At 59.7% G+C, this 25,899-nt stretch carries 21 protein-coding genes; 7 read left to right on the top strand and 14 right to left on the bottom strand.

Annotation, left to right across the window (positions count from 1 at the left end):
• Nucleotides 1-3: 3 nt before the first annotated feature.
• The 5 genes from LARV_RS07505 to LARV_RS07485 form a co-directional block, all read right to left on the bottom strand.
• Complete coding sequence (locus tag LARV_RS07505; protein WP_075073056.1) at nt 4-1,065, bottom strand: ABC transporter ATP-binding protein; 1,062 nt, start codon at nt 1,063-1,065, stop codon at nt 4-6.
• A 2-nt stretch (nt 1,066-1,067) separates the two neighbouring features.
• Complete coding sequence (locus tag LARV_RS07500; RefSeq protein WP_083522402.1) at nt 1,068-1,952, bottom strand: ABC transporter permease; 885 nt, start codon at nt 1,950-1,952, stop codon at nt 1,068-1,070.
• Between the two features lie 2 nt (nt 1,953-1,954).
• Complete coding sequence (locus LARV_RS07495) at nt 1,955-3,040, bottom strand: ABC transporter permease (protein WP_075073055.1); 1,086 nt, start codon at nt 3,038-3,040, stop codon at nt 1,955-1,957.
• Nucleotides 3,041-3,067: 27 nt separating this feature from the next.
• A complete protein-coding gene (locus LARV_RS07490) occupies nt 3,068-4,228 on the bottom strand; it encodes an exo-beta-N-acetylmuramidase NamZ family protein (RefSeq protein WP_201785893.1) in 1,161 nt (386 codons plus the stop codon).
• A gap of 74 nt (nt 4,229-4,302) precedes the next feature.
• Nucleotides 4,303-5,079 carry a GntR family transcriptional regulator gene (locus LARV_RS07485; protein WP_075073054.1) on the bottom strand — a complete coding sequence of 259 codons (777 nt, stop codon included), beginning with the start codon at nt 5,077-5,079 and terminating at the stop codon, nt 4,303-4,305.
• 312 nt (nt 5,080-5,391) lie between these two features.
• On the opposite strand from LARV_RS07485, the gene LARV_RS07480 reads away from it, so the two are divergent.
• From LARV_RS07480 to LARV_RS07450, 7 genes are all read left to right on the top strand, one after another.
• On the top strand, nt 5,392-6,381 hold the full coding sequence (locus tag LARV_RS07480; protein WP_075073053.1) for an SDR family oxidoreductase: 990 nt from the start codon (nt 5,392-5,394) through the stop codon (nt 6,379-6,381).
• A 273-nt stretch (nt 6,382-6,654) separates the two neighbouring features.
• Nucleotides 6,655-7,101 carry a hypothetical protein gene (locus LARV_RS07475; protein WP_075073052.1) on the top strand — a complete coding sequence of 149 codons (447 nt, stop codon included), beginning with the start codon at nt 6,655-6,657 and terminating at the stop codon, nt 7,099-7,101.
• Between the two features lie 178 nt (nt 7,102-7,279).
• The gene (locus tag LARV_RS07470; RefSeq protein ID WP_075073051.1) at nt 7,280-7,975 is read left to right on the top strand and encodes an epoxyqueuosine reductase; all 696 of its coding nucleotides are present in this window, start codon (nt 7,280-7,282) and stop codon (nt 7,973-7,975) included.
• 159 nt (nt 7,976-8,134) lie between these two features.
• Complete coding sequence (locus LARV_RS07465) at nt 8,135-8,992, top strand: UbiA family prenyltransferase (protein ID WP_075073050.1); 858 nt, start codon at nt 8,135-8,137, stop codon at nt 8,990-8,992.
• Between the two features lie 233 nt (nt 8,993-9,225).
• Nucleotides 9,226-10,155 (top strand): META domain-containing protein, encoded by a 930-nt coding sequence (locus tag LARV_RS07460; protein WP_075073049.1) that lies wholly within the window; start codon nt 9,226-9,228, stop codon nt 10,153-10,155.
• A gap of 248 nt (nt 10,156-10,403) precedes the next feature.
• Nucleotides 10,404-10,970, top strand: a complete 567-nt coding sequence (locus tag LARV_RS07455) for an RNA polymerase sigma factor (RefSeq protein WP_075073048.1) — start codon at nt 10,404-10,406, stop codon at nt 10,968-10,970.
• A complete protein-coding gene (locus LARV_RS07450; protein ID WP_075073047.1) occupies nt 10,954-11,706 on the top strand; it encodes a hypothetical protein in 753 nt (250 codons plus the stop codon). The genes LARV_RS07455 and LARV_RS07450 overlap by 17 nt, the downstream gene beginning before the upstream one ends.
• 189 nt (nt 11,707-11,895) lie before the next feature.
• Here the strand turns inward: LARV_RS07450 and LARV_RS07445 are convergent, their stop codons facing one another.
• From LARV_RS07445 to LARV_RS07405, 9 genes are all read right to left on the bottom strand, one after another.
• A complete protein-coding gene (locus tag LARV_RS07445) occupies nt 11,896-13,269 on the bottom strand; it encodes an ADP-ribosylglycohydrolase family protein (protein WP_075073046.1) in 1,374 nt (457 codons plus the stop codon).
• On the bottom strand, nt 13,266-14,159 hold the full coding sequence (locus tag LARV_RS07440; RefSeq protein WP_075073045.1) for an ABC transporter permease: 894 nt from the start codon (nt 14,157-14,159) through the stop codon (nt 13,266-13,268). The genes LARV_RS07445 and LARV_RS07440 overlap by 4 nt, the downstream gene beginning before the upstream one ends.
• Complete coding sequence (locus LARV_RS07435) at nt 14,156-15,193, bottom strand: ABC transporter permease (RefSeq protein ID WP_075073044.1); 1,038 nt, start codon at nt 15,191-15,193, stop codon at nt 14,156-14,158. The genes LARV_RS07440 and LARV_RS07435 overlap by 4 nt, the downstream gene beginning before the upstream one ends.
• Nucleotides 15,190-16,719: an ABC transporter ATP-binding protein gene (locus LARV_RS07430; protein ID WP_075073043.1), complete on the bottom strand. Its 1,530-nt coding sequence runs from the start codon at nt 16,717-16,719 to the stop codon at nt 15,190-15,192. Before LARV_RS07430 ends, LARV_RS07435 begins: the two co-directional genes overlap by 4 nt.
• Before the next feature lie 276 nt (nt 16,720-16,995).
• Nucleotides 16,996-18,027 (bottom strand): BMP family ABC transporter substrate-binding protein, encoded by a 1,032-nt coding sequence (locus LARV_RS07425; protein WP_075073042.1) that lies wholly within the window; start codon nt 18,025-18,027, stop codon nt 16,996-16,998.
• Nucleotides 18,028-18,155: 128 nt separating this feature from the next.
• Nucleotides 18,156-19,598, bottom strand: a complete 1,443-nt coding sequence (locus LARV_RS07420; RefSeq protein ID WP_075073041.1) for a C25 family cysteine peptidase — start codon at nt 19,596-19,598, stop codon at nt 18,156-18,158.
• 23 nt (nt 19,599-19,621) lie between these two features.
• On the bottom strand, nt 19,622-20,971 hold the full coding sequence (locus LARV_RS07415; protein ID WP_075073040.1) for a periplasmic substrate-binding domain-containing protein: 1,350 nt from the start codon (nt 20,969-20,971) through the stop codon (nt 19,622-19,624).
• A gap of 62 nt (nt 20,972-21,033) precedes the next feature.
• Nucleotides 21,034-22,251, bottom strand: a complete 1,218-nt coding sequence (locus LARV_RS07410; protein WP_075073039.1) for a hypothetical protein — start codon at nt 22,249-22,251, stop codon at nt 21,034-21,036.
• A 15-nt stretch (nt 22,252-22,266) separates the two neighbouring features.
• On the bottom strand, nt 22,267-25,887 hold the full coding sequence (locus LARV_RS07405) for an nSTAND1 domain-containing NTPase (protein WP_075073038.1): 3,621 nt from the start codon (nt 25,885-25,887) through the stop codon (nt 22,267-22,269).
• Between the last annotated feature and the right edge of the window lie 12 nt (nt 25,888-25,899).

The raw sequence follows: 25,899 nt of genomic DNA, 5'->3' as shown, positions 1-25,899 counted from the left end.
TTCCTAGGCCGTCATATCCAGGCGGGCAGTCTTCCACTTCCAACAGGCCACCAGATGATCGGGATTGGTGGTGGGTTCCAGATTCGGTTCTTCGTGCCGGCAGCGATCGTCGGCCAGCGGGCAGCGTGGGTGGAATTTGCACCCGGCCGGCATGTTGATCAAATCCGGCGGCGAACCTGGGATGGAGGAAATGTTGTCCTTGTGCGTGGTCAGAGTGGGCACGGCCTTGATCAAACCGATGGTATAGGGGTGATGCGGGTGCTTGAAGGTCGTATACACATCGCTCACCTCCACCACCCGCCCGGCGTACATGGTCGCCACCCGATCAGCCAGTTCGGCGGCCAGCGAAAGGTCATGCGAAATAAAGATCATCGAGAAATTCAATTGGGTGCGCAGATCCTTGAGCACATCCATGATGTTGCGCTGGGTGAGAATATCCAGCGCCGTGGTCGGCTCATCCAGAATCAGCAGCTGGGGTTCGAGCAGCAGGCCCAGCGCAATCAGCACGCGCTGGCGCATGCCGCCGGATAGTTCGTGCGGATAGGCTTTCCAGACCCGCTCCGGCTCCAGGCGCACCAGATGGAACAGCTCCTTGGCCCGTTCTTCCAATTCGCGGCCCTGTTTGTAGCCATGCGCGCGGGCGGTATCGGCAAACTGATCGGAAACGCGCAGGACGGGATTGAAGGCATTCAAAGCCGCCTGGAATACCATGGCGCATTCTTTCCAGCGGAATTGGCGTAACGCCTGGGTACCCAGGTTCATCACATCCACCGTCGGCCCCAGGCCCCCGGAGTTCTTCTTGATCTTCTGGTACAGGATTTCTCCCTGCGGCACACGCGCGTTGCTCGGCAGCAGGCGAACGATCTCGAGCCCCAGGGTGGTCTTACCCGAACCGCTCTCGCCGATCAATGCCAGGGCCTCGCCCATGCGAACGTCCAGGTTGACGTTGCGCACCGCCTGCACCCAGCCGCGTTTGGCCTGATAAGAAATGCTCAGATTGCGAATGGACAGAATGGGTATTTCTGCCCGATGACTTACTTCAGGATAGATGGCAGCTTGTGTCATGATTACACTCCCATGCGCAGCCGCGGGTTGAAGATCTCTTCGAGAGAGCGCGAGAAGAGGACCAGACCGAGCTGTAGGAGAATGATGCCGCACATGGGCACCAGCATGCTGGCGGCGGCGTTGGGATTATAGATGGCGTTCTTGCTGTAGGCCAGGCTGAACATCACACCCCAGTTATTGCCGAAGGGGACCACGCCCAGGAAGACCAGGCCGGTTTGCGAGTAGATGGCCGCGGCCATGGATTGGATCATGGCGATGGTGATGTAGCTCATCATGTTGGGCAGCATCTCGCGGAAAATGATATGCGGCGTGCCGAGGTCGAGCAGTTGGGCGGCTTCGATGTACTCGCGCCGTTTCAAGGACAAGAATTGCGAGCGCACCTGGCGCGCCAGACCCGGCCAGCCGATCACCGCCAGGAAAACCGCCAGCGTCCACGAATTATCCAGGGCGATGATGGTCGCGATCACCACCAGCAGTAAGAACCGCGGCAGAGTCAGCCAGATGTCGGTGATGGTCATCAGTATGCTGTCCACCCGCCCGCCCATGAAGGCGCTCACCGCGCCGACCACGACTGCTATGGCGGTCGTGAACAAGCCGGCCAGGAAGGCCACGATGATGACTTCTTTGCCGCCCTGGATCATCATCTTCCAGTTTTCCCGCCCCATGAAATCCGTCCCCAGGGGGTGCGCGTAGGATGGCGGTTTATTGATCGCCGTGACGTGCGAGCTTGTTTCGGGCGCCACAACCAGCGGTCCGACGAAGGAAATCAGGAAGATGGCCAGGATCAGAAACAATCCAAACAGCCCGACCTTGTTGCGCGCGAGCAGCTTGAAGGTCTTCCAGGCCGAGGCTGCCATTTTTTTCAGAGAAGCTCCGATCGTGCTCATGGCTAATCCTCCTTGTCTTTCGTCACTCGAATGCGCGGGTCGAGCCAGCCGTAAAGCATGTCAGCCAGCATGGTCGAGACAATGACGGTAATGGTGGTCACAAGCAGAATTCCTTGCATGACGGGGTAATCGCGTTTGGATACGGCCTGATCGAGCAGCAAACCAATGCCCTGATAGATAAAGATCTTTTCGATCAGGATCGAGCCGCCCACCACGAACCCCAGGGAAATGGCCAGACTGGTCACCAGTGGCAGGCTGGCGTTGCGGCCGACGTACGCCGTGATGATGCGCGAGTCCGACAAACCGCGGGCCTTTGCGACGTTGACGTAGTCCTCACCCAGTGTGCTCATGGTGCTGCTGCGCATGGAAAGCAGCCAGCTACCCAATGTGGTCAGTACGTATACAAAACCGGGCAGGGCGTAATGTTTGAGCACATCTCCGAAGAATATCAGGGTGAAACCGGGTTTGATGCCAGGGCTAAGGGAACCGCGGATGGTGGTCACCGGTAATAGTTTCCAATTCACCACCAACAGCAGGATCAGGATGATGGCCGTCAGCGTGTTGGGGATCGAATCGATGATTGCACTGAAATTGGTCAGCAAGTGATCCAGTAATGAATTTCGCCGGTAAGCTGCCACCATACCCAGGAACATACCGATAACGAAACTGATAATCAGGGCCGTGCCGACGCTGAAGAGCGTCCACGGCAGGCGGGCGGCGATCAGGTCCATCACCGGCTTGCCGCGCGCCAGCACATAGGAATCGCCCAGGTCGCCTTTTACCAGATTCTTCATATAATCGATATATTGCGCCGAAAGCGGCGCGTCCAGATCGATGCGCATCAATTGGGCTGCGCGTTGGCGAGCTTCGTCTTCCGACAGACCCTGGGTATCCATCAGGTTCATGACCATGATATCCACCGGGTTGCCGGGCAGCGCGCGGATGATCAGGAAGGTAAAGGTGACCACCACCCAGATGATGAAGATCTTTTTCAAGGTCGTCTGCACCCAGAAGTTCTTGTAGATCTTGCTGAGCCAGTTGGTCGGGCGCTTAGTCCTTGCCACAGATGTAGCGCTGATTGAACTCATTGACTTACCTCTTTTGGGAATTTACCTTCAGGCATAACGTAAATAAGCTGCGCAGTCTCTTTCGAACTCTGCCAGCTCGGCGCGCCAGGATTGACAGATCTCATCAACCGGCGCTCCTACCTCGATTTGTTCACGAACCTGTGAGTTACCAATAGCCAGATCGAAATGGGCTGGTCGCCCCTCCCAACTCGTCTCCAAGAACTTGAACTGTTCGGGATTTTGCGCGCGGCAGGCCGCAATGACATGCAGGCCGGTCTCGACCGGCTGAAAAGCCTGCGCCTGAGAAACGTGCAATTGTACGCCAAAACAGGTCGTTCCGGCAAACTTGCTGGCCGTCGGGCTGAAGGCCACCGGGCGAAAGCGCACGCCGGCCAGATCCAACTGATTCAGGCTGTCCGCCAGCGCTTCACCGTCCAGCCAGGGCGCGCCCACCACTTCGAACGGCAGCGCGGTCCCGCGCCCCTCGGAAAGGTTGGTGCCCTCGATCAGGCAGGTACCCGGGTAAACCCGCACGGTGGACAGGTGCGGCATGGCGGGCGAGGTGGGCACCCACGGCAGACCGGTCTGTTCGAAGGACATGCTGCGTGTCCAACCCTTCATCGGTGCCAATCTCAAATCGGCGCCCAGGTGATAGGTGGCGTTCATCCAACCCGCCAGTTCTCCCAGCGTCAGACCGTACATAATCGGGATGCGCACGACGCCGATGAAAGATTCAAAGCCGGGCGCGACCAGGGGACCGGCCAGTTTCAAGCCGCCCAAAGGATTCGGCCGGTCCAACACCCAAAAAGGCATCCCGGCCGCCGCGGCGCCCTTCATGCCGTAGAACAAAGTGCTTAAATATGTGTAGAAGCGCACGCCGACGTCCTGCATGTCGAACACCAGGGCATCCACGCTTGCCAGCATTTCATTCGTTGGCTGGCGGGTTGGGCCGTACAGACTGTAGACCGGCAGGCCGGTTTTCGGATCGCGCTGGTTTTCCACGGACGCGCCATCCGCCGCCGCGCCCCGAAATCCGTGTTCCGGACCGAACAAAGCCGTCACATTAACCCCGGCGCGCAGCAGCGCGTCCAGGCCGTGCGTAAAATCTGGCAGCACCGCTGCCGATTGGCCGATCAGACCCACCCGCCGGCCTTTCAATGAACGGCAATTTTCTGCAAGCAAACCTTCCAGACCACTTCGAACCATCATGGCAGATTACTCGTCCTCAAGGTAGAAAACCAAAATTGTATCAGCTCAGGCTGAAGCCTCAGAGCCGCCCAATTTCAACTTTTAACGATGAATTCTCGTACCGTCGCGCTGTTGGCGCTCAGTTCGGTCTTATACCGCAGGAATCCGGCCCGGGTAACGCCGATCGTATATTCGATCTGGCGTCCATTGGCATCGTAAGTGATGCGTTCCGAGGTCATCACGGCTTTTCCAACGGGAATTTCCAGCAGGGTGGCCGTCACCCCATCCGCCTCGCCGGCTTCGATGAATTGCAAAGCGCGAATCGGGTAGGCTTGATATTTTTCACGCAGGATATGGTAGAGGGATGGATTCTGGTCGATCATCTTATCCAGGCCGGGGAAGGCGTCGCAGCACAGGTGGGTCTTTTCAAGTGAGACCGGGAAGTTATCCGCCAGCCGGACGCGCACCAGACAGTAGACGCGCGTGCCCACCGGGACCCCCAGCCGGTTTGCCACCATCTTATCCGCCGGCAGGACGTTCAGTGAAATCACGCGGGTCGAAGGCACCATGCCCTGCGCGCTGATTTCCTCCGTCCAACCGCTCAGATATTGCAGGTTCTGCTCGATGCGTGGGCTTTCGGACACGAACGTACCCTTGCCGGGCACTGTGTACAACCAGCCTTCATCGATGAGGACCTGCAGCGCCTGACGCACCGTCATGCGAGCGACGTGGGTCAAGTCGGACAATTCGGTGACGGAGGGAATCCGCTGGCCGGGCAGCAGATCTTGCTCGCGGATTGCCTTGAGCAGGATGCGCCGGATTTGCAGGTAAAGCTGTTCTGAGCTGTTTTTGTCGAGTTGTATGAAATCCATCCTATACCGTGCCTAACCAGTCTATACCGTACTAGCATCAGGATAGCAGGCCGACCTGAATTATGCAATAGGTTTTTGTCATATCCTTCGTGTGACTTTTTCGTGACACGCCTTTTGAGTACAATTGGATTGTAAGGAAGGAAGAGAAGCCACAGAGGACACAGAGATCACAGAGAGGGCTTGGAGAAAAGAAAAAACGAGAAATCGTATTTCGATCGCAGCAGGCAGTTTCTTTCCATTCCCGGTCTCTTCTCGCTCTGGTTTCTTCTCCGTGTCCTCTGGGATCTCTGTGGCGACTTCAGGAGGTAACCCATGAAAGTATTATTCATCGGTGGAACCGGCGTCATCAGTTCGGCCTGCGCGAGCCTGGTGCTCGAACGCGGCATCGACCTCTACCTGCTCAACCGCGGCCAATCGGCGCGCCCCATTCCGTCCGGCGCCAAAGTCTTACATGGCGATATCCGCGAATCGGGATCAGCCCACGCCGCGCTCGCCGGGCAGCGATTCGACGCCGTGGTCGATTGGATCGTTTTCACGCCCGACCAGCTCGAAGCCGACCTGGAACTCTTTCGCGGGCGCACCGGGCAATACATTTTTATCAGCTCGGCTTCGGCTTACCAGACCCCGCCGGCCGCGCTTCCGGTGACCGAAGCCACCCTTCTGGATAACCCTTACTGGGAATATTCGCGCAACAAAATCGCCTGCGAAGAACGCCTGGTGCGCGCCTGCCGCGAGGAGAAATTCCCGATGACCATCGTGCGCCCCTCGCACACCTACGACCGCGCGCTGCTGCCCTTCCACGGCGGCTGGACGATGATGGAACGCATGCTGCAGGGCAAGCCGGTCATCGTGCACGGCGACGGCACCTCACTGTGGACGCTGACCCACAACACCGACTTCGCCAAAGGTTTCGTGCCCCTGCTGGGGAACCCGCGCGCGCTGGGGAATGCCGTTCACATCACCTCGGATGAATCGCTCAGCTGGAATCAGATTTACGAAGCGTTGGCGCGAGCGGCTGGCGTGACTCCCAAACTGGTCCACGTGCCCTCCGAGTTGATCGCCGCATACGACCCCGGCTGGGGCGCCAGCCTGTTGGGCGATAAAATGCACAGCATGGTGTTCGATAACACGCGCATCAAACGCCTGGCGCCGGGTTTCACCTGCACGGTGCCCTTCGCGCGCGGCGCCGAGGAAATCGTCGCCTGGTACAGGGCTGATCCCGCCCGCCGGGTGGTCGACCCGGCCTTCGACGCATTATGTGATCGCATCATCGCCGCCGTGCAATCTGCCTATCCACAGTAAGGGCATCCTCGACCTGAAGGGTCGGGGCTTTCCATTGTGTTTGTGTGCAGGTTTTTTCCCCGGGTCTTGCGCCGGTCCTCTTCCCGGGTGAGCATACGTCCCTGTCTTCGGATATGGCTTGCGACAGGAGGTTCAGCCTACATCATAAGCGAAAGGATCGCTCTTGCATTATTTTCGTAGAGCAACTGTGTCAATAATGCTATACAATAATAGATACCCTTGGATCCCATCCGTAAATAGAATCGGTTACTTAACCTGAAACAGAGGTGAAGTATGTCCACCTGGGCCAACCTCGACAAACTCGACCGGCTGTATGTTGTTTGGGCGTTCCTGTTTCAAATAATTTTTATCCTTCATTTCGCCATACGTAAACCTTTATTCGATAGTTATACCGTCAAGTACGGCTGGATCGTTTACGCGCTATGTATTCCGGCAGCCATCATCAGCGTTTTCCTGCTGCGCGGCGGCAAGAGCTGGTCGTTTTGGTTGGGCGGGTTCATTTTTGTCGTCTATGCTGCCTTTGGGCTGTGGGTAGATTATGTAGCAAAGATACCATTCCGCAACCCACTCCGTCCGTCCATCATTTTCCCCTATGTATTTCTTTACCTGGCCACGGTGATGTTCTACTGGTGGCCGCTGATCCTGCTGAATCGGAAATTGTGGTTCGCGTATGCAGTTTTATTCGTAATCGCCACCATTTTGAATATCACATCCCATTAACTAGCCTGCCGAAATTCCACCTCATGCTAGAATCCGGACCAATCCGAATGATGGGTTACGCCGGTGATCCTGTGTTCCAGATTGACAGCCTGCCTGGGTCACAGTAGAAGGCCGGGTTCTTGATCCTCCCTCGGATCGATTCTACGTAAAAATTCCATTTGGATGAAAGGCAGGAAGCATGGGCGTCAACGCACCAACCGTTAAAGAAAAAGCGATGCTGTTTGGATGCGATCTGTGTGGCATTGCATCCATCGACCGGTTTCAGAATATGCCGCCGAAATCGAATCCGTTGGCCATCCTTCCAAAGGCAAAATCGGTCATCGTCGTTGCCAAGAAATTCCTGAACAGCACGACCGAGTCGACCAGCACGATTCCCTATACGATCATTCGAAACTGGATCAGCCGCGAAATCGATGAAATCACCATCCAACTGGCCTATTTTCTGGAAGAAGCCAATCATCTGGCCATACCCACCGGCGCCATCGAGCCCTGCAACTACGATAGCGACCTGGATAAACAAACCGGTTTTATCTCGTTGAAGAACGCGGCCCATCAGGCCGGTCTGGGTGTGATCGGCAAGAACACGCTTTTAATCACGCCGGAATACGGGAACATGGTCTGGCTCGGAGCCGTGATCACTTCCGCCGATCTCGAGCCGGATCCGATCCTCGAGAATAATCCCTGCCAGGGGAAATGCAGCATCTGCATCGACCGCTGCCCGGTTGGCGCGCTCGACGGCAGCCTGTTTATCGATCAGAAGAAATGCAAGAATTTTGCATTTGGCGAGGAAGACGGCGGCGAATGGCGGATCAAATGCAATAAATGCCGGATTTTATGCCCATCCTCCCGGGGCTACAAATTAATGGCAGCGTAAATCAGTAAAGGATCCTGCCGGTTCAGGCGTGCGCATTCCGAAACCACCTGGAGCTTACCTGGCCTAATCGGCGAGCCGATTCTGCAACTGGGATATACTTCCTGTAGAAAAGCTCGCCGAACTGCCGCTTTCCGATCCTCTCCCGCTTTCAGAAATAGAATGCGCATCTTCGCAAAAACCAGAGCGCTGCTGCAATTGATCCGCCCCGAACTGCCGCTGGCAGCGGGTATTTGTGTCGTTGTGGGTCAGGTCCTGGCGCTGGGAGCTTTGCCGCGGGCCGCCACGCTGGGGCTGGGATTCGCACTGGGCTTCTTCCTCTCCAGCTCCGCCATGGTCTTCAACGATTATTTCGACATGGAAGTCGATCGCGTCAACACCCCCCACAAGCCGTTGCCAGCCGGACTTATCCCCCCATCCGAGGCGATCGCCTTCGGCGTCCTGACCGCCGTCACCGCGTGGATCCTGGCGCTGTGCATCCATCCGATTGCATTCGCAATCTGCCTGGTTCTGTGGGTGTTGGGTTTTCTGTATAACTGGAAGCTCAAAGCCGCCGGGCTGTGGGGCAACCTGATCGTCAGCGCCAACGTTGCCATGACCTTCTTTCTGGGCGGTGTCAGCGTTGGGCGGGTTGGCGACCCGCTGGTGTGGACCTTTGCCGCGATCGCCTTCGTCTTCGACCTGGCCGAGGAAATCGCCGGGGATGCCATGGACATGCAGGGCGACCGGGAGCGCGGCTCACAGTCGATTGCCATTCGATACGGCCGGGCGGCCGCGCTGCGCATCTCCGGCGCGCTGTTCGCGGTGATGATCGGCCTGACCCTGGTCCCCATCTTCCTGGGTGAAACCGGGCTGGAGTACATCCTGCCGATCGCCGTCATGGACGGCATCATCCTCTATTTCACCCGCCGGCTGCTGCGCAGCCAGACCCCCGGACAGGGCCGCAGGGCGATGCGCGTGATGTATCTGAGCGCGACGCTGGGGCTGGTGGCGTTTGTGGTGGCCGGGTTTATGCGCTAACTTTTGCCGGTTCTCCGGGATGCACGGTTTTCAGGCTGGTTCCCCGGTGGGGTAGCCAGCCGAAACGCCGGCTGCAGGCAGCGATGCGCTTGAGCGGGGTGGCGCGGTTTGCCGCCCTGCCCGGCGCATGAATCAACCCGTTCAAAAGCGCTCGAAAGAATGCCTGTCAGATTTCGGGCGCTTCTCCGTTTCTATAGGTGTACGTAATTTACGATATCGAACGGAGATTATTCATGAAGAAAATCATTTTGATGACCTGGTTGTGCATCGCCGCCTTTGGATTATCCGGCTGTGGGGTTGCGTCGAACGGCAATACCGAAAATCCGACGGCTACGGCACCGACCGAGATCGCGGAGCCGTCGTCTACAATTCCACCCACCAGCGATCATCCGGCATATCAAAACGCAACCTACATCATCGAGGGGCAGTCGATAACCCTGGTCGACGGCCGATCCGAGATCGAAGCTGCGCCTGGTTCGGCTTCGAAAATTGTCACTCAATATTTTGGCAATGAAGCCTTTGGCGACCTGAACGGCGACGGTAAGGAGGATGTAGTTTTTCTGGTCACTCAGAACAGCGGCGGCAGCGGCACGTTCTTCTATGTCGTGGCGGCCCTGCAGACCGAAACCGGCTATCAGGGCACCAATGCGGTCCTTCTGGGCGATCGAATTGCGCCCCAGACCACCGCGATCGAAAACGGCAGGATCGTTGTGAATTACACCGACCGTAAACCAGACGATCCTTTCACAACCCAACCTTCCGTCGGAGTTTCGAAATACATCAAGGTCGTCGATGGTAACCAGGTCGAGGTGGTTGACCCATCGCAATTTACAAAACGTGAATGGAAGTGGGTTGAAACACAGCTCAACGATGGCACAATCACGACTCCGGTGGAAGCGAGTTCCTATACGATCATATTCAATGAGGATGGCACACTGGTAGGTAAGACGGATTGCAATAACTACTCCGGCAAATACAATCTTGTAGATAACAAGCTGTCTTTATCCGACATCTCGGTCTCAGTGGAAAAGGTGTGTGAAGGATCGCAGGAAACCGAATTTATCAAGTCCCTGGGTGAGATCGGAAGCCTGTTGCTGAACGGCGTAGAAAACAAGCTCGTACTCCTGGTGAAGTATGATTCTGGCTCCATGGTCTTTGAATAAGCCACAAAAAACGGGGGTTTCCACGGTGCGGTCGAATATCGACCGCACCGTTTTATATCGTGGATTGACAGGATGATCCATTAATACATTTTGATTTTAAGTTCATTACAATAGGTATCATGATTCAATTGCTAAATCTACTCTACTTCGTCAAATTTCTGGCCATCAGGTGTCAGATTTTACTCTCCACATCGTTTCTATGGATATAAGCACCTTGCCAAGGTCGACCAACAGCACGGAGTAGCCATTTGAAATTTTCTAACCGGTTCGTTGAACAGACTCACCCGCTGGTAGACAATTCGGCGTTCGCCCAGTTTTTTGAAACCACGCACCTCAACACCTATCGCTATGTGATGGCCTTGGGCCGTGGGGACGCGAAGCAGGCGGAAGATATCACAGCCGAAGCCTACTTGCACGCCTGGAAGCAACGCCAGTCCTTTACCGGCGGTCCGGATGCCGCCCTGGGATGGGTATTGACGATTGCCCGGCGCATTTTGATCGACGAATATCGTTCCAAAACCGCGCATCCGGTTCAGACCCAGCTTCAAGACGACCTGGCGGACGACGACCCGAATACCGAATCGGTCGTCCTGACCCGTGAAATGGAAGAACAGGTGATTGGCGCCCTCCAGAGGATCCCGGAGGATCAGCGCGAGATGGTGGTGCTGCGCTACGTACTCGGCTGGCGCGTCAATCAGATCGCTGCGCACCTGAACCTGCCGGAAAATACCGTCTCGGTTTCCATCCATCGCGCCTTACATCGTTTGCAGGATGATCTGGCCCTGCAAGGAGCCGCAAATGAACGAGCCGAATGAAAAATGGATTGCAGCCACGCTGGAAGGATACACCCCCCGACCCAGCCAGCGGTTCTATCATCGAATGGCCGCCGCGCCCTGGAACCGGAAAGAACCGGCCCGGACATCGGTCCTGGTTCGGCGGATCGCCATTGGTGCAGCGGTGGTTCTGGCGTTCGGACTGGCCCTGGGCTTTTCCATCCCGACCGTGCGCGCTTCGTTCATCCGCTTCCTCAACCTGGGGTTCAGCCCGTCCGAAACGGTCCCAAACCCGGCCGTTCTCCCGACCAGCCTGGTCGACAGCCAGAAGGTCGACGAAATTTCTCGGCGGGCTGGCTGGACGGTCAAGAGCCCCACCTGGCTGCCGCAGGGTTACACCTTCCACGATGCCCTGTATGACTCGACCAACCAGGTGGTTCTGCTCACCTTCCTGGCGACGCGCCAGCTCCCCGGCGGCGATCCGTCCATGACCGAGACGAAAGCGCTCACCCTGGTTGAGGCTATGCGCAATGACATCATTCCGCTTATGGTCGCCCCCAGTGCAGCCGTAGAGGATATCACTCTCAACGGCAAGGCTGCCGCATACGCCGTCGGCGCCTGGGAAAACGACGCCAGCACCGGTCAGGCCACCTGGAATAACGCTTACCCGCTGCAGAATGTTTACTGGCAGATCGACGCCGTCTTTCTCAGTCTCAATACGGACGACGCCCAGGTGAGCAAAGAAGATCTGATCCGGATGGCTGAAAGCCTACCGTAATCCAGGCATTTGAATCGATCAGGGAGACGCTGTGTCAACAGGCGTCTCCCTGATTCATAGGCTTTGAACGTTGGTTCTCCGGGGTGAGCATATCTCAAATTGTGAATCTTCCCAACCCACCCCTCCGAACCGACCTACCCATCTTTTTCATTCAGCATTCATCATTCAGCATTCATCATTCAACATTCATCATTTTCTTGCCAGTCTTGCCGTTCTGTCCGCCAATTCCCGAATCGACAGCTTTTCTTTACCCTTCAGGTACGTCTCCAGCAGGTCGCCCAGCGGCGCCGCCCACTTCTCGGGCACGCCGTTCATCACGCCCAGCACCGTGCCCACCAGCCCGGCATTGCAGTCCACATCCAGGCCGGCATGCGCCAGCAGGCTGAACGAACGGGTCATGTCGCCGCCGCCGTACCACAGCGCCAGGATGTCCGCGGCAATATTCGGGTAAGCGTGGATCCAGTTGTACTGCTCGAAACGTTCGTCCAGCACCCGCCAGGCCTGAGCGGGATCGCTCTGCGACCGCACCGTCTCCAGGCAGCCCGCCACCACAGCGGCGTATTCGCTGCGCTGCGGCAGGTACCTGACCGCCTCTTCCAGCAGGGCGCGCGGATCGCTGCGCACATAGGCCAGCGAACTCAGCACCGCGGCATACATCTCGCCGTAGACGCCGTTGGCCGCGTGCGACACCACGCCGTCGATATGCGCCAGGCGGGCGGCTTCCATGGGCCAGCCCGGCGCCAGCATGCCGCAGATCATGCCGCGCATCTGTGCGCCGATCCAATCCGAATACGGGTTGCGCCAGGCGCCCGACTCGGGCGGCAGGATTCCATCGTTGAGGTTGTGCAGCGCCACCCACTCGGCCGACCAGCCGAACGGAATTTGCTTGACCCATTCCAGGCCGATGTCGCGCGAGGTGATCGCCCGCCCGGCGCGCTCGAAGACATCCAGCAGCACCAGTTCGTAGACCACGTCGTCGTTGGTCGTCTCCGGCGCGGTGACGTAGGAATCGATTTCGCCGTACACCTCGGCGATACGCGCGGTCTGGTAACCTTCGATGGCGGTGCCGAACGATCCGCCCGCCAACTGCCCCAACCAGCCGGCCAGGGTGCGCTCTTCAAGGCGATCCAGCGCGCGCGGGTCGCAGCCCGGATCCTGCGTCGCCATGGCCGCCCGCACGTCTTCCCACCGCGCCGGGTGTTCATAGCGCCAGTAGGGCGCGCTTTCGATGCGCGGCGCGGAATGGATGGCCGCCAGCAATTCGACGGTCAGCCTGCGCAGCGCGTCCCGATCCCCGCCCTTGGCCAGCGCCATGCCTTCCGGCAGCAGGGCCTCAGCCGCGCTCATATCGTAACCCCGGTTGTCCATCGACTGCACCATCTCGACATATGGGATTTCGGGCGCGCCGGAGCCCGGCACGCGTGAATACCAGAACATGGCGATCAGGTCGTCCCCGGTCGGGAAGACCGTGCTGCTGTCGTACCACTGGCTGGAGTGTGTTCGCCGGTCCATGGGCACGGCGGCCAGTCTCAACTCGCGGTCGATTTGCCAGGCTTTTTTCATGCCTTGCGCTTCCTTTCCTTTACCGAGTAGAAATAGAGCGCGATCAGGGTGGCGATATACGGCACCATCGAGGTGAACTGCGAAGGCACCTGATAATCCTGCAGCAGCAGGCCCAGGCCGTCCGAGAAGCCGAACACCAGCGAGATGACGGCGATGCCGGTCGGGTTGCCGCTCACCAGGATGATGGCCGCCAGCGAAATCCAGCCCCGCCCGGCCGACATGTTTTCGGCGAAAAGCGTCACGTAGCCCAGCGAGATAAAAGCCCCGGCCAGCCCGCACAGCACCGCGCACAGCAGCAGCGACCAGACGCGCATGCGCGCGGTCGACACGCCCGACGAATCCAGGCAGGCGGCGTTGTAGCCGGCGGCGCGCACCCGCATCCCGAAGCGCGTGCGGAAGATCAGGAAGCTGGTGACGAACACGGCGACGACCGCGATATACACCATCAGGTTCTGCCCGGAGAGTATTTCGCCCAGGAACGGGATATCCTGGATGAGCGGAATATTCAGGCGCGGCATGGGAATGATGCCGGGATTGGAGAACACGCCCTTGACATCGAAAGTGCGGCGCATCAGGTAGGTGGTGGCGCCGACGGCAAACAGGTTGAGCGCGATGCCGGTGACGAATTCATCGGTATGCAGGACAACCGAGAACAGGACAAAGATCAGCGCCAGGACCAGGGCGAAGACAATCGACAGCAGGATGCCCATCGCCCACGAGTGGAAGAAATATGAGCCCACCACCGCGCCAAATGCGCCCGCCAGCATCATGCCTTCCATGGCGATGTTGAAGATACCGGCGTAGAACGTGAACGCGCCGCCCAGCGCCGCCAGCAGGATCGGCGTCGCGCCGGCGATCATACCGTTGATCAAACCCACCAGAATCTTCATGCTGCGCGCTCCTTTGCCCGGCGTTTGGCCTCGCGACGGTCGAGGATCACGTTCATGGCCTCGCGGCTGGCGACGATCACCAGCACCATCACGGCCTGCAGCACCTGGCTGATTTCATTGGGTACGTCGGTGATCAACTCCATGCCCAGTGCGCCGGTTTGAATGGCGCTGAAGAAGAACCCGTACAGCAGCGTGGCAATCAATCCGTTGTTGGCCACAATGGCGACCATGACGCCGTCCCAGGCGTAGTTGGCGCCCAGCCCTTTCAGGAAACGGTGCGGTCCGGCCATCACCAGCAGCCCACCGGCCAACCCGGCCAGCGCGCCGGTGAATAACATGACCGCAACGTAGTTCTTATCGATGTTGCAGCCGCCCAGACGGGCAAAAAGCGAATTTTGGCCGGAAAGCCGCCATTCGTAACCCGCCTTCCAGCGGTTGAAGACGAACCAGGAGATCGCCAGGGCAACCAGCATGAACAAAATGGTGGTGCTGAACCCGCCGATGTCCGGCAGCCAGGCGGCCGGATCGATCTGCGGCGTCATGGCTGAAAAAGCCGTCTTGTCCATGAACGGGCCCGCGATCGCCCAGGCGGTGAAGAAGTCGGCGATCATGTTGAGCATCAGTGTGACGATGAACTCGCTCATGTTGAAGGCCATGCGCAGCAGCGCCGCCACGCCCGACCACAACGCCCCGCCCAGCATTGCCAGCAAGACCAGGATGGGGACTTCCAGGATGGCCGGCAGGTGAATGTACAGGCCCCCGATGGTGGCGAACAACGCGCCGATCAAAAACTGGCCCGGCTGGCCCAGGTTGACCGGTCCGCTGGCAAAGGCAATCGAGGCCGAGAGGCCGGTCAGCACCAGCGGAACCGCGTTCTTGGCGGTCGTCGCCAGCGGATACAGGCCGAACAACGAATAATCGAACAGCGCCGAATAGACGGCGATGGGGTTGAATCCCTGCACCAGCATGATCAGCGCGCCAATCAGAAGGGCAATCAGAACCCCGGTGATGCCGCTTACCCATTTATTTCTCATTGCGCCTTGCCCTTCCCTTCCAGCATCAAATACCCGATCTCTTCCAGTGTGGTTTCCTCGATGGGTTTGTCCGCCACCAACTCGCCGCGGTGCATGACCACGATGCGGTCCGCCAGCAGGAACAATTCCTCCAGATCGGCCGAAACAAGCAGCACAGCCCGATCCTCCTGGCGCATCTTGAGGATTTGCTCGTGGACGTATTCGATCGAGCCCACATCCAGGCCGCGGGTGGGCTGGTCGAGCAGCACGAAAACGCTGTCGAGCAGCAGCTCACGCCCCAGGATGACTTTCTGCTGGTTGCCGCCCGAGAGCGAGCGGAAAGGATTGAACTTGGACGCCATCGACACCGAAAACTGCTTTTCCAGGCCATCGGTGAAACGCCGCGCATGGGCATAATTCAGGAGCAGCCCATGCCACAGTGAGAAGCGCTTATCGAGCTGGTGGTGGGTCATGATGGCGTTTTCCATGATCGAGGCGTTCAGGCTGGCGCCCATCTTGCCCCGGTCCTGGGGTACGAAGGAGATCAACTTGCGCCGCTCGAGGATGGCGGCGTTGGTAATATCCTTATCCTGGACCTGAATCTTGCCCGTGCTGGGTTTGATCAGCCCGACTACCGAATTGACCAGTTCGAACTGGCCGTTGCCTTCCACGCCGGCCACGCCCACAATTTCGCCGGCATGCACCGAAAGGTTGATGTCATTCAGCCGCTGGCGGCCTTCGCCATCTTTGTAGGAAAGGTGATCGATCTGAAATATGACCCCGCCCGCCGAATGCGCCGCCCGCCGCGAGGTCAGCACCACATCCCGGCCGACCATCATGCGCGCCAGTTCTTCCTTGGTCGTGCTTTTCGCATCCACCGTGGCAATCATCTTGCCGCGCCGCATGACCGTCACCCGGTCGCTCAAGGTCAGCACTTCTTCCAACCGGTGGGAGATGAACAGGATGGTATGCCCGTCGTCGCGCAGCCGGCCGAGCTCGGCAAACAACTGCGGAATTTCCTGCGGCGTCAGCACGGCGGTGGGTTCGTCGAGGATCAATACCGAGACGTTGCGGTACAACAGCTTGAGAATTTCCACTTTCTGGCGCGCCGCCACTGAAATCTCGCCCACCAACGCATCCGGGTCCAGATTGAACTGGAATTCGTCGATCTTGCCCTTCACCAGGCGACGGGCCTTGGCCCGATCGATCTGTCCGAGCAGGCGGGTGGGTTCCTGGCCCAACACGATATTTTCCCAGACCGTGTACTCGGGAATCAGGAGAATTTCCTGGTGGACCATGCCGATACCGGCGGCGATGGCTTCGCCGGCCTGGCGAAAATGCACCGGCTGGTTCTGATAATAAATTTCGCCGGCATCGCGCGGCACCAACCCGTAAAGCACCTTCATGAGCGTGCTCTTACCGGCGCCGTTTTCGCCCACCACCGCGTGAATCTCGCCCTTGCGGAAGTTGACCGAGACGTTATCCACCGCGATCACGCTGGGCGGGTAGACCTTCACGATATTTTCTAGACGGATCACGTCATCCATAATTGTAGATTCAACTCACCTTTCGACAATCACGATTTAAACAACCACGGAGACACGGAGGACACGGAGAAGAGAAATTTGAAAAAGGAGAAGAACAAAAGAAGCCAGGAGACCTGCGCGGGAAAATCCTTTTAAAATTTCTTCTTTCATTCCAAAAACTCCGTGTCCTTCGTGTCTCCGTGGTGATTTTCACCTTATGGATTCCGGTAAGATTCCAAATTAAGACCCGGCGCCGCCCCGGGGAAGGAGACGGCGCCGGCATGAAGCAACGAAAGGTTATTTCCAGACGTCCTGACCGCCGTAGCGTTCGATGGTCAGTTTACCGTCGATGATATCCTGGCGAATCGACTTGACCTTGTCGATGATCGTTTGCGGCAGCACCTGAACCTTCGCATCCAGGGCAATATCCACACCGCCCGACTTCAGGCCGTCTTCGATGACCTGGCCGGGTTTATAGGTGCCGTTCTCGATGGTGGCGAACACGGTTTCGATCGACTTGCCGACGTTCTTCACATCGCTGGCGATCACGAAGCCGGGCTCCAGATCATTCTGGTTGGTATCCACGCCGATGGCATACAGCGAGCGTTCTTTGGCGGCCTGCAGCACGCCGATGCCGGCTGCGGAAGCCACCTGGAAGACCACGTCCGCCTTCTGATCGTAGATCTGCAGCGCGGCCTGCTTGGCCTTGGACGAATCATCCCAGGCGCCGCCCAGCGATTTGGTAATGACCTGAATATCGGGATCGACCGATTTTGCGCCGTTCATGTAGGCATACACGAAAGCGCTCACCACCGGGTCCACGTCGCCGCCGACCACGCCGATGACCTTGTCAGCGTTGACATTGGGGATCGAAGTATCCAGGGTGGCCATACCGGCCACGACGCCCGCCAGGTAGGCGGACTCTTCTTCGATGTAATCCACCGAGGTGATGGTCTTGCCGGTGTTTTCGACAACGGTATCGATGTTGACGAAGATCTTGGTCGGATATTTGTCAGCCATCGCCTTCAACTGGTCTTCGAAACCATAGGAAATGACGAAGATCACATCCGCGTAATCGACGGCTGCCTGCAGCGCCGGTTCATACTTGCCGGCATCGAAGTTGCATTCGATGGTGCGCGTCTCGACGCCGTACTGCTTGGCAATGTTGTCGATGCCGGCCTTGCCGGAATCGTAGAAGGCGTTATCGCCGAGCGCGCCGTTGATCAAATAGACTACTTTTTGCGCCTTTGGGGTCGCAGCCTGCTGCGCACAGCCGGTCATGGCGAGCAACATCGCAACCAAAAGCAGGGCATACACGAACTTCTTCATGCTTTTCCTCCTGAAAAAATCGGATTGTGACTCTGTGGTACCGGGGGCTTTCTTAGCTAATTATAATGATAAATCCGGGCAGTAACAGGTCACACTGCCCGGAATCGGAAATTACAGTTTTGATGCGATTACACGGTCAGGTCGTCCGCCCGCAGGCGCACCGCCGGATCGCCGATCAACACGTAGCCTTCGGCGTCGTTGCGCTCGATCCAGTTGGTCGCCAGTGCATCCGCATCGATTTGATCTCCCCAGCCGGCTTTTTGCAGCGCGGCTGAAATGCCCGTCGAAAGCGCAGCGTAGCGCTCGTTGAAATCCTTGAGCGCGTAACCCAGGGGTTGGCCGATCAGGATGCGGCCGATGGCGTTCTGGAAGGTCAAAATCTGCGGGCCGGCCTGGCCTGAAATGATGGAAGTGCCCCAGGCGCGCTCGACGTGCCCGATGCAGGCCAGCGCGCCGCCGCCCGGGTGCGCCAGCCAGGCCTTCGGCAGCGCCGCCAGAAAAGGTGAATCCGCGATGACAGGCGGTTTCTGCCCGGCCTCGTGGACGAACAGGTCCCGGTCCGGCGTTCCCCCGCCGTAACACGCGAAGTGAAAGATCACCATGCCGTGCACGCGCGCATCGGCCGGCACATCCGCCCCGGCGAAGTAATCATCGGAACTGATATTACCCAATCCGCGCCAGTCCTGGCACAACAGCGCTCCCTGCTGGCTCTTCTGGCGGACGTGCCCACGCGGGAAGCCCATGCCGTGGCTGGCCGTGAACAGAAATGCCGGCGGCTTGCTCCCGGCTGCGGGTCGGATGATATTCAAAAGCCCGGCCTTGGTAGCCTCAGTCGCCATCAATTTGCGACCCAGATAGCCCCACTGAGCGGGCAACCCCACCTGGCCGGCTTCCGGGATGCCATCCGCCAACGGACCGACCAGGTGATCGGCGCTCATCTGGGTGGCCGCGTCGAAGGGATGGCGCGTGCCGAAAAAGACGGCTTCCTTGCGATTGGGCAGCGTCTGCCCATTTTCATAATCGATCACGCTGGCAGCGTAGGCGGCATACTCTCCCGGCGTATCGAAATGCAAACGCCCGACGCCGTATTCCACGTCCAGGAGTTGGCCAAATTCGAATGGCATGCGCGCCGGATCGCCGACCAGCAGCAGGTAATAGGGCACCCGGGTTGGGTCGACGCTGCCGGGCGCGACCCCGTAGCGATCCAACCAGGCCTCCCAGCTTTCACCCGGGCGATAGTCCAGCTCTTTGACGATCCGGTCATTGCGGATGCGTTGTTTGCGGTGTTCGATCAGCGGTTGCAGGGCCGCGATCACGGCCAGGTCCGCATCCTTCAGAAATACGATTCCCCAGCCGGCCTGGGTCACATCCGCCGGATCGACACCAAGCGGCAGGCCGAGGTGGGGTGTGCTGATTTTGTGCCATACACTGGAAAGCCAATCCAGCAGGTTCTGATCGCGCGTTTCGCCGCGCGCCAGCGCGGCCACATTGGCCAGGTTCATTGGGGGCAGCAGATACTGCCCGGTCACGCCGTCGATCCCGTTGATGAAAATTTTCTTCTCGTCAGGCATGAGATTTCTCCTGTTCATCGAACTCAATTGGCCGGCGACGCAGAGCCAAAGGCCTCGCCGGAACTGCTCACCAGAATGAAGGGTGAATCGACCGTTGGATCCAGATTGCGCAACTCCTCGAATTGCGCATCCGAAACCTGGAGCACTTCCGAGTTGATATCCAGGTCGAACAAGGCGGATTGAAGGCTGTTGGCGAACTGGCCCCCGGCCGGATCCGTTTCGTGGGCAACGATGGAGATGGTCACAGCATTTTGCCAGTAATTCGCCTCGGACAACAAACTGAGCGCGTCGTCACGGTTGTAAGGATAGATACGCGCGTCCGGGATGGTGTAGCCCAGGATCTGCAGGCTGGGGGTGATGTCGTAATCGAACCATGAATTGCGCACGATCCCCTTCCAATCAACGCCAACAAGCATCGCTTTCTGGATACGCTCGTCGCGCCAGACCTGCCCGATAAACTGGGAATGCACCTCTCCCGCCGGAGGCGCTAGGAAATCCGGGAATGCCAGATCCTCCTGGCCTGCTCTTTGCCGGGCAGCCCGCATCCATTTATCCAGGTTGGGATATTTGTCGATCAATTCCGGACGCAGCGCCTGCCAGACTTCCATGGGTTGGGCCTGGCGGCCCTGGATGCCGTTGATCACCGGCGCATCCGCGCCCGGGGCCGTGAACCACAGGTTGCCGGCCTCCAACCGTGACCCGGATGTCCATTGGCCGGCGCTCGGGTCGATGGCGGCACTGACATCGACCGCGCCTTCATAGACCTGGACGATGCTGAGCTGATCCGCCGGCAGATAAATGACCGCGAACCAGGTACCCTTCGTCTGCGTGCTCGATCCGGGCGTCTGGATGTCGACCTGGTTGGCGCACTGGTTGAGCACGCCGGTCATTCCCCCCACGCTGCACACCGCCAGCCCGCTTTCGGTATCACTGCGCCGGCAGGTGGAACGCTGCAGGGTGACCTCCTGGAAGATGAACAATTTCAGGCAGCCCTGAATCAAAACTTCAGCTTCACCCTGCGCGTCGGTGGTCACCAGCCCGCCGGGTTCCAGTGCGATGGCCGAATCGCTGGCCACTTCGGGCAGCGGCTGGCCCTGGCCGGCGAATACGGCCGGGTTCAGGCGGCGGACCTGTGAATCGGGCGTGATAACCGCCACCTGGGTGGGCGCCAGGGGCGTCTCAGAGGGTCGCGGCGTGGAACTCGGAAGCGGGGTCCGGCCCGGGATCGAACGGGTCGGCGTGTTCGTCGCAGCCGGCGGCGATTGACCTGCCTGTGTGGATTCGGAGGATGGCGAGGTGCAGGATTGCAATATCAGGATTAAAGCCAGCGCTGTCCAGAATATCGAGCCGTGAAATCCGATTCTCGGCTTCATCAATTACCTCCTCGATCGATACCAGTAAACGAATCGATAACAGCCTGCTGATACCTCGATCCTCAGGGCGCGGTTCCGAAATGCTCCCCGGAGGTTTCCAACAGGATGAACGGAGCGGTTTGCTGCGGATCGGAATACGCCCGCAGAGTCTGGAACTGTTCGGCGTCCACCGCGAAGACTTCCGTGTCGATTTTCAGATTGGCCAGCGCCTGGCGCAGGCTGTCGGCGAACTGTCTGGCGGTGTTATCCTGATCGCGCATGACGATGTTGATGTAGGCGTTCATCTGCCAGTAATCCGCCTCTGAAAGCAGCCGAATGGACTCATCCGGGTTGAATTCGAGCATACGCGCGTCCTCGACGATTGCGTTGGGCGCCAGCAGGCGCGGTGTGACCTCGAAATCCGGCCAGTTCTCTCCCGTCAGGCGTTTCCAATCGATCCCAACCGTCACCGCGCGCAGGATGCGTTCATCGGACCACAAGGGTCCCACGAATTGAACGTCGATCTGGTCAGCGGGTTGCGACAGGTAATCCGGGAAGTTCAGGCTTTGGCCGCCGGCGATCTGGCGGGTGGCTTCCATCCACCGGTCCAGGTCCGGGTAGCGGTCGATCAAATCCAGGCGCAGTCGCTGCCAGTCTTCCAGCCGCAGCGCCTGCCGTCCGGTGAGGCCATTGATCACCGGTGCGTCCGGCCCGGGGGCGGTGAACCACAGGCTGCCGGAGCCCAGTTGCATGCCGGGCGTCGACGCGCCAGCCTGTGGATCGATCACAGCGCTGACGGTCACCTGGCCTTCGTAGACCTGCACGATGCTGAGCTGGTCCTCCGGCAGGTATATGACGCTGAACCAGGTGCCCGAGGTGGTCGTGGACGAACTGGGGGTTTGGATGTCGATCAGGCTGGTGCAGTTGTTGAGCACGCCGGTCATTCCGCCGGTGCTGCACACCCCCAACCCGCTGAGCGCGTCACTGCGCCGGCAGGTGGAACGCTGCAGGCTGCCGTTTTGAAAAATGTACATCGTCAGGCAGTCCTGGATCTTCACCTCGGCTTCGCCCTGCGAGTCGGTCGTTACCATGCCCCCTGATGCCAGCGAAACGGCTGTGTTGGAGGTCAATTCCAGCAGCGGCTGGCTGCTGCCGGCAAAAACGGCTGCCGAAAGGCGGCGCACCTGTGAGTCGGCGTGGATGACCGCCGTTCCACCGGTTTGCTGGCAGCCCTGCAGCATACATAGAAGGACCAACATTGCCCCAAATGCACAGCCCTGGATGAGCGTCCTGATTTTCATCTTTCTCCCTCCCGGCTAATCACCCGATTGCTCGGCAAGCTTCTGCCAGCGCGCCTGCCAGCGGGAGGCCAAAGCCTGCCCCAGACCACCCCCCAGCGCCAACGCCAGCCCGACCCATCCGGCCTCGATCAGCGCCAGCACATCCGGCCAGCGGGGAAAGGAACTCAGCCAGTTTTGCCAGGCCGGCCAGGCGAAGTATTCGAACTCCACCCGAAAATAGCCCGCCGAGAGCGAAACCGAGATGCCGCTGCCCGCCTGCGGCTGGCTGACGAACACCAGCTCCGCCAGGCCAAACGCCAGGCCGGCCAGCACCGCCCCGGCCAACCAGCCCCAGCCTTTGCGGCCGATGAGCAGGTAGGCGGCGCTCAATCCAGGCCCGACGATAAATCCCATGGGGATCACCATTGGGGCTTTGGCCAGCGAGATACCATTCAATCCGGCCACGAGCATATTCGCCAGGCCAAAGAACAAACCGCCCAGCACCAGTTTCAACGGCCAGTGCCGCTGGCGGGGCGCATCCAGCATCAACGGTCTGGCCAGCGCCATGCCCAGCGATGTCAGGCCGGCCAGCAGCAGTCCCCAGTAGGAGAACAGGGCAAAAAAGATCGCCCCAATGTGCGACTGGGCCAGCGAACCCACGATCAGACGCTCCAGCCCCATCGCCAGCCCGGCCCCAATCCCGCCGCCGAACATCATCCAGGCGACGCGGCTGCGGTCCAGGAAGACGCGCCGTCCCCCGCGCCAGAAGTAGGTTCCCAGGCGTTCGCCCAACGAACGCCCGTGCGCCGCCGGCGGCGACTGGCCGGCGTCCGCCAGCACGCCGAACAATTCCGCGCGCCGCTTGAAGCGCGCAAACCCGGACTTGAGGTCGCCCAGCGCGTTTTCCAGCCGGCCGTAGACCTCGCGCAGCCCGGGCGGCAGCGCGGCCAGCGCCAGAACCGCCGTGCGCCGGTCGAGAGACTGGCGGCAATTTACGGCCGCATTGCTGATGGCGCCGTAACCGGGATCGTTTTCGCTCAACTCCGGTAGAGCCGGATCCTTCATGCCCAACAGGCGCGCAGCCATTTCACTCGCCGAACGGCTGGCAGGCTCCGGCTGGCTTTCGGTCTGCATGCCTTCCAGCCGGCGCAGCAGCCCCGAATCGCTTTCTTCGGCGCGCAGCCGGTCCAGCCAAGGCGCCGGCGGTTCGGCGCGCTGCACGGCAGACCGCAGCAGCAGCAGCAACTTGACCGGCTTGGGGTCCAGGTGCTGGCCGGATTCGGCCAGCAGGCGGAGCTGCTGGCGCGTGACCAGCGCCTGATCGGCATGGCCGGTTTCACCTGCCTGTGCCTGGCGCGCCAACCACAACCGCCAGGCGCGTTCCAATTCATCCCCGGCGTTATAGACCTGTTCGGCCTGATCGCCGCCCATGCGCAGCGCCTCATCCGCAATGGTCTGGTTGGCAAACGCGTAGACATATCGCCCATTCAACAGTTTGCGCACCAGTAGTTCCGCTTTGACCATCTGGTCCATCAGGGGCAGGATGGCTTCGACGGCGGCCGTCTGCCGGGACGGAAACACAGCCCTCTCCACCACCTGCTGCGGCGACGCCCAACGGTCGATGTCCGGCGCGGCCAGCGCCATCAGAATTTGGCGCGCGAGTTCGGTCTGACCGGCGAAACGCGTCTGGAGTTCCTCCTCCATGTAACGCACCAGAATGCCGTCCGCGCCGCCGGCTTCCCGGACGTACAGGGTGTCATCGATCAAGGGTGGGCGGCGATCGTGGGCTTTCTGGTACAGCCAGGTGCAGGCAATCTGCAACTGTCCGGGGTCCACCCAGCGGTGCAGGTCGGCCGTATCCCCATCCGGATACAACTCGGCCAGGTCGGGTACGATTTGTTCGCGCGCCAGCGCCGGATTGAGCGTCACCGGCCAGCCCAGCGCATCCAGTGGATCGACGATGGCCGAGACCGCCTCGTCTTTTTGCAGCGGGGGCAGCTCGATCCACGGCCCGCTGCGCCTCAGCAGTAAGGATTGGAAACGCGCCAGATCGGGCAGCGCGTCCGCGTGAATCAAGATGATCAGCTTAAGGCGCACCCCCAGCACCTGCAGGCTGTCTTCGAGGGCCGCGTTCAGGGCGCGCTGTTCCGCTTCCGGCAGGGCGCAGGCCAATTCGAACTGATCCAACGCCAGTACCAGGGTGGGAAACCGCGCCGGGTTGACCGCGCGAAGCACTTCCGAAAGCGGGGCATCGCCTGGCACGCGCAGGAACACCGGCCGCCCATCCACCTCCAGGCCTTTGCGAAACTCGCTGGTCAGATCGGCGTAATCGGCTATACGCACAACAAGTGCGTTGTCCGCTTCCAACGCCGGGCGCAAGCCGGCCTCCAACAGGCTGGTCAGCCCCACCCCGGAGTCGCCGTACACGACCGTGGCGGTCGAACTGCGGACGCTTTGCAGCACTTCGGCGATTTTATGGTCACGGCCTTTGAACAGGTCGGCGTCGAAACGTTGATACGAGCTGAGAAATTTATACGGTTGGCGCTGGGCGGGTTGAAAGCGCTGCTGCGGGTTGAATAGAATTCCGTCCGTCAGGTGCATATACAGCGCCGGAGTCGCCCATTCGAGGTACTGGTGGTCCAGCAGGCCGGCGCGCGTGCGGTTGATTGCCAGGTCCACGCAGCCCGACTCGAGGAGATGGGCATAAAAACTCATCGAAAATTGGCGGGCGACCTCCCGTTCCACTTTTTCCTGCATGCACACCAGCGCCGGGCAGCCAGCCTGGACCAACTGCGGCCCCACCCCGCTGAAGGCGTCGTTGCTGGACTGCTGTCCGCTGTCACAGGCGCTCAGGTAGATCAATTGGGGCAGATGCGCGCCGGGGGAGATCGACTGGATCAGTTCGGCGGCGCTCACGCCGGTGGGGCCGAGACTGCCGTCGTCGTAGCGTTTGGAAAGGATCAGATAACCGGTTTGCTCAGCGGCGCGCCACTCGCCGTGCCCGATGTAATGCAGCACGTCGAAGCCCGCGCCCTGGACCAGCCGGTCGGCAATCTGCTGAACGGTCAGCGGGCCGCTGAGCACATCCACAGCCACTTCGGAAGTGAAATTCTTGAAGACATCCTGGATGGCCTGTTCTTCATCCTGCGCGTTGACGTACAGTTGTTTATTTTCCTGCGGATATGGGCTGGAAATGACCACCAGCACTTTCAGCGGGCCGACCGGCAACGGCAGGCCCCAGGGCCGCCCGGTTTGCAGATGGCGCGAAAGGTAGATGCGCGGCGACGCGGCCAGCGGCAGCCATTGATCGCCCTGCGGATAATACAAACGCTCCCAGGGCAGGCGGTGCAGCGCGGGCAGGGCAGGGTCGAAGTTCAACATCAGGCGCAATCCGCGCTCACGCGCCGCCGCCAGAGCAACCGCAAACTGATTGGACAGGTTGCCCGGGAATAAAGCCTGATAGAGCGCCTGCCCGGTCTCCTGCGGCGCGGTCTTCCAGCCGTTTTGAAGCGCCCCGATCCGCGCGATCAGCCCGTCCAGGTCCAATTGGCCGCTGTCGCCGCTGCCGTCCGGCAGAATCAGGCGGATCCGGCCGGGCTGATCCGCGCCCTGGTTCAGAACCTCGACCGTGAGCGGATCGGGGGAAAAGCCAAGCATGCGAGCACCCCC

The organism is Longilinea arvoryzae, assembly GCF_001050235.1.
Taxonomy (GTDB): domain Bacteria; phylum Chloroflexota; class Anaerolineae; order Anaerolineales; family Anaerolineaceae; genus Longilinea; species Longilinea arvoryzae.
Note: the sequence above shows the minus strand (reverse complement) of the source record. Positions and strands in the feature narration are given on the sequence as shown.

Excerpts from the sequence above, each read along its gene's own strand:
- LARV_RS07440 (WP_075073045.1), bottom strand. The coding sequence starts at position 14,159 with ATGAAGATTCTGGTGGGTTTGATCAACGGTATGATCGCCGGCGCGACG.
- LARV_RS07405 (WP_075073038.1), bottom strand. The coding sequence starts at position 25,887 with ATGCTTGGCTTTTCCCCCGATCCGCTCACGGTCGAGGTTCTGAACCAG.
- LARV_RS07475 (WP_075073052.1), top strand. The coding sequence starts at position 6,655 with ATGTCCACCTGGGCCAACCTCGACAAACTCGACCGGCTGTATGTTGTT.
- LARV_RS07505 (WP_075073056.1), bottom strand. The coding sequence starts at position 1,065 with ATGACACAAGCTGCCATCTATCCTGAAGTAAGTCATCGGGCAGAAATA.
- LARV_RS07495 (WP_075073055.1), bottom strand. The coding sequence starts at position 3,040 with ATGAGTTCAATCAGCGCTACATCTGTGGCAAGGACTAAGCGCCCGACC.
- LARV_RS07450 (WP_075073047.1), top strand. The coding sequence starts at position 10,954 with ATGAACGAGCCGAATGAAAAATGGATTGCAGCCACGCTGGAAGGATAC.
- LARV_RS07470 (WP_075073051.1), top strand. The coding sequence starts at position 7,280 with ATGGGCGTCAACGCACCAACCGTTAAAGAAAAAGCGATGCTGTTTGGA.
- LARV_RS07465 (WP_075073050.1), top strand. The coding sequence starts at position 8,135 with ATGCGCATCTTCGCAAAAACCAGAGCGCTGCTGCAATTGATCCGCCCC.
- LARV_RS07430 (WP_075073043.1), bottom strand. The coding sequence starts at position 16,719 with ATGGATGACGTGATCCGTCTAGAAAATATCGTGAAGGTCTACCCGCCC.
- LARV_RS07435 (WP_075073044.1), bottom strand. The coding sequence starts at position 15,193 with ATGAGAAATAAATGGGTAAGCGGCATCACCGGGGTTCTGATTGCCCTT.
- LARV_RS07490 (WP_201785893.1), bottom strand. The coding sequence starts at position 4,228 with ATGATGGTTCGAAGTGGTCTGGAAGGTTTGCTTGCAGAAAATTGCCGT.
- LARV_RS07420 (WP_075073041.1), bottom strand. The coding sequence starts at position 19,598 with ATGCCTGACGAGAAGAAAATTTTCATCAACGGGATCGACGGCGTGACC.
- LARV_RS07480 (WP_075073053.1), top strand. The coding sequence starts at position 5,392 with ATGAAAGTATTATTCATCGGTGGAACCGGCGTCATCAGTTCGGCCTGC.
- LARV_RS07485 (WP_075073054.1), bottom strand. The coding sequence starts at position 5,079 with ATGGATTTCATACAACTCGACAAAAACAGCTCAGAACAGCTTTACCTG.
- LARV_RS07445 (WP_075073046.1), bottom strand. The coding sequence starts at position 13,269 with ATGAAAAAAGCCTGGCAAATCGACCGCGAGTTGAGACTGGCCGCCGTG.
- LARV_RS07415 (WP_075073040.1), bottom strand. The coding sequence starts at position 20,971 with ATGAAGCCGAGAATCGGATTTCACGGCTCGATATTCTGGACAGCGCTG.
- LARV_RS07425 (WP_075073042.1), bottom strand. The coding sequence starts at position 18,027 with ATGAAGAAGTTCGTGTATGCCCTGCTTTTGGTTGCGATGTTGCTCGCC.
- LARV_RS07410 (WP_075073039.1), bottom strand. The coding sequence starts at position 22,251 with ATGAAAATCAGGACGCTCATCCAGGGCTGTGCATTTGGGGCAATGTTG.
- LARV_RS07500 (WP_083522402.1), bottom strand. The coding sequence starts at position 1,952 with ATGAGCACGATCGGAGCTTCTCTGAAAAAAATGGCAGCCTCGGCCTGG.
- LARV_RS07460 (WP_075073049.1), top strand. The coding sequence starts at position 9,226 with ATGAAGAAAATCATTTTGATGACCTGGTTGTGCATCGCCGCCTTTGGA.